Annotated in this window: 3 protein-coding genes; 2 read left to right on the forward strand and 1 reads right to left on the reverse strand. The window is 69.5% G+C overall.

Features of this window, described 5'->3' with window-relative positions; translation table 11 throughout:
• Window positions 1-187 precede the first annotated feature (187 nt).
• Both D588_RS0108540 and D588_RS0108545 read left to right on the forward strand, forming a co-directional pair.
• Window positions 188-3421: an efflux RND transporter permease subunit gene (locus D588_RS0108540; protein WP_017915666.1), complete on the forward strand. Its 3234-nt coding sequence runs from the start codon at window positions 188-190 to the stop codon at window positions 3419-3421.
• Window positions 3422-3569: 148 nt separating this feature from the next.
• Window positions 3570-6737 (forward strand): efflux RND transporter permease subunit, encoded by a 3168-nt coding sequence (locus D588_RS0108545; RefSeq protein ID WP_017915667.1) that lies wholly within the window; start codon window positions 3570-3572, stop codon window positions 6735-6737.
• 87 nt (window positions 6738-6824) lie between these two features.
• Here D588_RS0108545 and D588_RS0108550 read toward each other — a convergent pair.
• Window positions 6825-7408 (reverse strand): hypothetical protein (locus D588_RS0108550; protein WP_017915668.1); only part of this gene is annotated, 584 nt, incomplete at its 5' end.

Here is a 7408-nt window from a genome sequence, read left to right on the forward strand (position 1 = left end):
CACGCGGCGCGCTGCGGCAACGGCCCTGCCGCGCCTGCGTGGCGGGCGTCGGCTGGATCGCCCACAGGCGGCGGCGTTCCCGCCCCACGTCGCGATCGCGGCGCAGGGTCACGGCCCCCGCTGATTCCGCCGTCTTTCCCGGCGCCGGCCTGGCCGCGCCGGACTCTCACCAGCAAGGATCTTCCCCGTGGGCTTTTCGACGATCTTCATCCGCCGCCCGATCGCCACCACCTTGCTGATGGCAGGCGTGCTGCTGCTCGGCATCCTCGGCTACCGGCAGCTGCCGGTGTCGGCGCTGCCGGAAATCGACGCGCCCAGCCTGGTGGTGACCACGCAGTATCCCGGCGCCAACGCCAGCACCATGGCCTCGCTGGTGACCACGCCGCTGGAGCGCCAGCTCGGGCAGATCTCCGGGCTGCAGATGATGACCTCCGACTCGTCGGCCGGTCTGTCCACGATCGTGCTGCAGTTCGCGATGGACCGCGACATCGACATCGCCGCGCAGGACGTGCAGGCGGCGATCCGCCAGTCCACCCTGCCCTCCTCGCTGCCCTACCAGCCGGTCTACAACCGGGTGAACCCGGCCGACGCGGCGATCCTCACCCTCAAGCTCAGCTCCGACACGCTGCCGCTGCGCGAGGTCAACAACTACGCCGACTCGATCCTGGCCCAGCGCCTGTCGCAGGTCCCGGGCGTGGGCCTAGTGTCGATCGCCGGCAACGTGCGTCCGGCGGTGCGCATCCAGGTCAATCCGGCGCAACTGTCGAACATGGGCCTGACCCTGGAGGCGCTGCGCAGCGCGCTGACCCAGACCAACGTCAACGCGCCGAAGGGCTCGCTCAACGGCAAGACCCAGTCCTACAGCATCGGCACCAACGACCAGCTGTCCAGCGCCGCCGAGTACCGCGACACCGTGATCAGCTACCGCAACGGCGCGCCGGTGCGGCTGTCGGACGTGGCCAAGGTGGTGGACGGGGTGGAGAACGACCAGCTCGCCGCCTGGGCAGACGGCAAGCCGGCGGTGCTGCTGGAAGTGCGCCGCCAGCCCGGCGCCAACATCGTGCAGACGGTCGAGCAGATCCGCGCGATCCTGCCGCAGCTGCAGGGCGTGCTGCCGGCCGGCGTGCACCTGGACGTGTTCTCCGACCGCACCGAGACCATTCGCGCCTCGGTACACGAGGTCAAGTTCACACTGATCCTGACCATCGGCCTGGTGGTGGCGGTGATCTTCGTGTTCCTGCGCCGGCTGTGGGCCACCGTGATCCCGTCGGTGGCGGTGCCGCTGTCGCTGGCCGGCACCTTCGCGGTGATGGCCTTCGCCGGCATGTCGCTGGACAACCTGTCGCTGATGGCGCTGGTGGTGGCCACCGGCTTCGTGGTCGACGATGCGATCGTGATGATCGAGAACATCGTGCGCTACATCGAACAGGGCAAGAGCGGCCGCGAGGCCGCGGAGATCGGCGCGCGCCAGATCGGCTTCACCGTGCTGTCGCTGACCGTGTCGCTGGTGGCGGTGTTCCTGCCGCTGATCCTGATGCCCGGCGTCACCGGCCGCCTGTTCCACGAGTTCGCCTGGGTGCTGAGCATCGCGGTGGTGATCTCGATGCTGGTGTCGCTGACGCTGACGCCGATGATGTGCGCCTACCTGCTCAAGCCCGACGCACTGCCCGAGGGCGAGGACGCGCACGAGCGCACCGCGGCGGCCGGTAAGACCACGCTGTGGTCGCGCACCGTGGGCGTGTACGAGCGCAGCCTGGACTGGGTGCTGGGCCACCAAAAGCTGACCCTGCTGGTGGCGCTGGCGACGATGGTGCTGACCGTGCTGCTGTACGTGGTGATCCCCAAGGGCCTGCTGCCCGAGCAGGACACCGGGCTGATCACCGGCGTGGTCCAGGCCGACCAGAACGTGGCGTTCCCGCAGATGGAGCAGCGCACCCAGGCGGTGGCCGAGGCGCTGCGGCGCGACCCGGCGGTGACCGGCGTGGCCGCCTTCATCGGCGCCGGCTCGATGAACCCCACCCTCAACCAGGGCCAGCTCAGCATCGTGCTGAAGCCGCGCAGCGACCGCGACAGCCTGGAAGACCTGCTGCCGCGGCTGCAGAAGGCGGTGGCCGGGCTGCCCGGCGTCGCCCTGTACCTGAAGCCGGTGCAGGACGTGACCCTGGACACCCGCGTGGCCACCACCGAGTACCAGTACTCGCTCTCGGACGTGGACAGCGCCGAGCTGGCGACCCAGGCCACGCGCCTGACCGAGGCGCTGCGCAAGCGCCCGGAACTGGCCGACGTGGACAACAACCTGGCCAACCAGGGCCGTGCGCTGGAACTGCACGTGGACCGCGAAAAGGCCAGCACCCTCGGCGTGCCGATGCAGACCATCGACGACACGCTGTACGACGCCTTCGGCCAGCGCCAGATCTCCACCATCTTCACCCAGCTCAACCAGTACCGCGTGGTGCTGGAAGTGGCGCCGGAGTTCCGCACCAGCACCGCGCTGCTCAACCAACTGGCGGTGGCCAGCAACGGCAGCGGCGCGCTGACCGCCAGCAACGCCACCAGCTTCGGCCAGACCACCTCCAGCAACTCCTCCACCGCCACCGGCATCGGCGCGCAGAACACCGGCATCACCGTCGGCAGCGGCGGCACCGTGCCGCTGGCGGCGGTGGCCGAGGCCAAGCAGTCGACCACGCCGCTGGTGGTCAGCCACCAGCAGCAACTGCCGGCGGTCACCGTGTCGTTCAACCTGGCGCAGGGCTACTCGCTGTCGCAGGCGGTGGCGGCGATCGAGGAAACCCGCGCGCAGTTGCAGTTGCCGCCGCAGCTGCATGCCGAGTTCATCGGCAAGGCCGCCGAATTCACCGGCAGCCAGACCGACGTGGTGTGGCTGCTGCTGGCCTCGGTGGTGCTGATCTACATCGTGCTGGGCGTGCTGTACGAGAGCTACATCCACCCGCTGACGATCATCTCCACGCTGCCGCCGGCCGGCGTCGGCGCGCTGCTGGCGCTGATGCTGTGCGGGCTGAGCCTGTCGGTGGACGGCATCGTCGGCATCGTGCTGCTGATCGGCATCGTCAAGAAGAACGCGATCATGATGATCGACTTCGCGATCGACGCACGCCGCGAGGGCGCCAACGCCCACGACGCGATCCGTCGCGCCTGCCTGCTGCGTTTCCGCCCGATCATGATGACCACCGCCGCGGCGATGCTCGGCGCACTGCCGCTGGCGCTGGGCGATGGCATCGGCTCGGAACTGCGCCGCCCGCTCGGCATTTCCATCGTCGGCGGTCTGCTGCTGTCGCAGCTGGTCACCCTATACACCACCCCGGTGATCTACCTGTACATGGAACGCGCCTCCGAGCGCGTGCGTCGCTGGCGCGAGCGGCGTGCGGCGCGGCAGGCGACGGCGGCGGAGGGAAGGGCGTGAGGGGCCGGGAATCGGGAATGGGGAATCGGGAATCGGAAAGCGCCGAGTCCGCACGCTGCCGACTCGTTCACTCCATGCCGGATCCTCGAAAGACTGACACAGGGCGCGTACTGCGATTCCCGATTCCCCATTCCCCATTCCCGGCCCCATGAACATCTCCGCGCCCTTCATCCGCCGTCCCATCGGCACCGCGCTGCTGGCCATCGGCCTGTTCGTGATCGGCATGATGTGCTACCTGCGCCTGGGCGTGGCGGCGCTGCCGAACATCTCGATCCCGGTGATCTTCGTGCAGGCCAGCCAGGCCGGCGCCGATGCCTCGACCATGGCCGCCACGGTCACCGCGCCGCTGGAGCGGCACCTGGGCCAGGTGCCCGGCATCGACACCATGCGCTCCTCCAGCTCGGAGGGGAACAGCCAGGTGTTCATGGTGTTCCAGAGCAGCCGCAACATCGATTCGGCGGCGCAGGACGTGCAGACCGCGATCAACGCCGCGCAGGCCGACCTGCCCTCCGGCCTGGCCACGCCGCGCTACCAGAAGGCCAATCCCAACGACGACCCGGTCATCGCCATCGCCCTGACCTCGGACACGCAGTCGGCCGACGAGCTGTACAACGTCGCCGATTCGCTGCTCGCGCAGCGCCTGCGCCAGATCACCGGCGTGGCCTCGGTGGACATCGGCGGCGCCTCCACCCCGGCGGTGCGGGTGGACGTGAACCTGCGCGCGCTCAATGCCATGGGCCTGACCCCGGACGACCTGCGCAACGCGGTGCGCGCGGCCAACGTCACCTCGCCCACCGGCTTCCTCAGCGACGGCGCCACCACCACGGCCATCGTCGCCAACGACGCGGTGGCCAAGGCCGCCGACTTCGGCCAGGTGGTGATCAGCCAGCAACAGGGCCGCGCGGTGCGCCTGCGCGACATCGCCAACGTCTACGACGGCCAGCAGGATGCCTACCAGGCGGCCTGGTTCGGCGGCAAGCCGGCGGTGGTGATGTACGTGTTCACCCGCGCCGGCGCCAACATCGTGGAGACGGTGGACCGGGTCAAGGCCGAGATCCCGATGCTGCGCACCTACCTGCAGCCGGGCACCAGGATGACGGCGTACTTCGACCGCACGCCGACCATCCGCGCCTCGCTCAACGAGGTGCAGGCCACGCTGATGATCAGCCTGGCGATGGTGGTGCTGACCATGGCGCTGTTCCTGCGCCGGCTGGCGCCCACGCTGATCGCCGCGGCCACCGTGCCGCTGTCGTTGGCCGGCGCGGCGCTGGCGATGTACGTCATGGGCTTCACCCTCAACAACCTGAGCCTGCTGGCGCTGGTGATCGCGATCGGCTTCGTCGTCGACGATGCGATCGTGGTCATCGAGAACATCATGCGCCACCTCGACGAGGGCATGTCGCGGCTGGACGCGGCGCTGGCCGGCGCGCGCGAGATCGGCTTCACCATCGTCTCGATCACCGCCTCGCTGGTGGCGGTGTTCATTCCGATCCTGTTCGCCAGCGGCATGATCGGGGTGTTCTTCCGCGAGTTCACCGTCACCCTGGTCGCGGCGATCTGCGTCTCGGCGGTGGTCTCGCTGACGCTGACCCCGGCGCTGTGCAGCCGCTTCCTGTCCGCGCACGCCGAGCCGGAGCAACCCGGCCGCTTCGGCGCCTGGCTGGAGCGCATGCACGATCGCATGCTGCGCGTGTACACCGTGGCCCTGGACTTCTCGCTGCGCCACGCGCTGCTGCTGGCGCTGACCCCGCTGCTGCTGATCGCGGCCACGGTGTTCCTGGCCGGCGCAGTCAAGAAGGGCTCGTTCCCGGCGCAGGACACCGGCCTGATCTGGGGCCGCGCCACCTCCAGCGCCACCGTGTCCTTCGCCGACATGGTCAACCGCCAGCGCCGCATCACCGACATGCTGATGTCCGACCCGGCGGTGAAGATCGTCGGCGCGCGCCTGGGCAGCAGCCGCCAGGGCTCCAGCGCCAGCTTCAACATCGAGCTCAAGCGCCGCGACGAAGGCCGCACCGATACCACCGCGCAGGTGCTGGCGCGGCTCAGCGCCAAGGCCGACCGCTACCCCGACCTGCAGCTGCGCCTGCGCGCGATCCAGGATCTGCCCAGCGACGGTGGCGGCGGCACCAGCCAGGGCGCGCAGTACCGCGTCTCGCTGCAGGGCAACGACAACGCGCAGTTGCAGGAGTGGCTGCCCAAACTGCAGGCCGCCCTGAAGCAGAACCCCAAGCTGCGCGACGTCGGCACCGACGTGGACAACGCCGGCCTGCGCCAGAACATCGTCATCGACCGCGCCCTGGCCGCGCGCCTGGGCGTGTCGATCGGCGCCATCGACGGCGCGCTGTACGGCGCGTTCGGCCAGCGCCAGATCTCCACCATCTACTCCGACCTCAACCAGTACAGCGTGGTGGTCAACGCGCTGCCGGACCAGACCGCCACGCCGGCGGCGCTGAACCGCATCTACGTGCCCACCCGCAACGGCACGATGATCCCGCTGACCGCGGTGGCGCGTCAGGTGCCGGGGCTGGCGCCGTCGCAGATCACGCACATGAACCAGTACACGACCATGGACCTGAGCTACAACCTGGCGCCAGGCGTGAGCACCGGCGAGGGCGATGCGATCATCGCCGCCACCGTGGCCGGGCTGCGCATGCCCGGCGATATCCGCATCGCCGACGGCGGCGGCTTCGGCGTGCAGCTGCAGCCGAACTCGATGCTGGTGCTGGTGCTGGCCGCGATCGTGGTGGTCTACATCGTGCTGGGCATGCTCTACGAGAGCCTGGTGCACCCGGTGACCATCCTCTCCACCCTGCCGGCCGCCGGCATGGGCGCCCTGCTGGCGCTGTGGGTCACCGACACCGAGCTATCGGTGATCTCGATGATCGCGCTAGTGCTGCTGATCGGCATCGTCAAGAAGAACGCGATCATGATGATCGACTTCGCCCTGGTCGCCGAGCGCGAGCACGGCAAGACCCCGCTGGAGGCCGCGCGCGAAGCCTGCATCGTGCGCTTCCGCCCGATCATGATGACCACGATGGTGGCGATCCTGGCTGCGGTGCCGCTGGCGGTGGGCCTGGGCGAAGGCTCGGAGCTGCGTCGCCCGCTCGGCATCGCGATGATCGGCGGCCTGCTGATCTCGCAGAGCCTGACCCTGCTCAGCACCCCGGCGCTGTACGTGATCTTCTCCTGCCTGCGCGAACGTTGGTACGCGCGGCGTGCGCGTCGGCGCGAGCGCCGGCTGGGAATGGAGAATCGGGAATCGGGAATGGGGAAAAGCGAAAAGCCAAGGAGCGTTCATGCACCACGTGGGTGACATTGACATAGGCGGGCCGAGTTACCGCCATCACTCGACCCGCACGCCTTTCCGATTCCCCACTCCCGATTCCCTATTCCCGGCTTCTCAGCCACACCCTTCCACGTAATCCACCTGCGGCGGCAGGCCCACGCGCCAGGCGACGGCCTTGCCGGCGGCGTCGGTCTCGAACACCAGCACGCCAGGCTGGCCGGACTCGCCGCGCACGCGCAGCACCTTGGCGCCTTCGACGTACTTGTGCGGCTGCTCTTCCACGCGACCGGCATACAGCGCGCGCAGTTGCGCCAGGTCAATGCCGACCTTGCCGCCGCCGGGCGCGGTCTCCTTGGGGGTGCGCACGTCGTAGCGCACCAACTTGTCGTCTTCGATCATCAGGCCGAACCGGTTGTTGCCCTTGGCCCAGCGCGGACGCAGCACGTAGCAGCTGCTGCCGGCGCTGGGCTGGCCGTCGAGCTCGCCGCCCCAGGCGGCGCGTGCCTGCGCCGCCGACATGCCCAGGCGCAGGTCGCCATAGCCATCGATGCGGGCCAGTTGCCGGTCGTCCGCGGCCAGTTCCGGCGGCAGCGCCGAGGCCGGCGCCTGTGCCGGCGGCACGTCGCTATCGGGCTGGTCGATGTCCGGCGGCGGCAAGGCGCCGTCGTCGGCGGTGGCGGGTGCCGCGGTCGGCGCCT

The sequence above is a fragment of the Xanthomonas sp. SHU 308 genome (assembly GCF_000364645.1).
GTDB classification, from domain to species: domain Bacteria; phylum Pseudomonadota; class Gammaproteobacteria; order Xanthomonadales; family Xanthomonadaceae; genus Xanthomonas_A; species Xanthomonas_A sontii.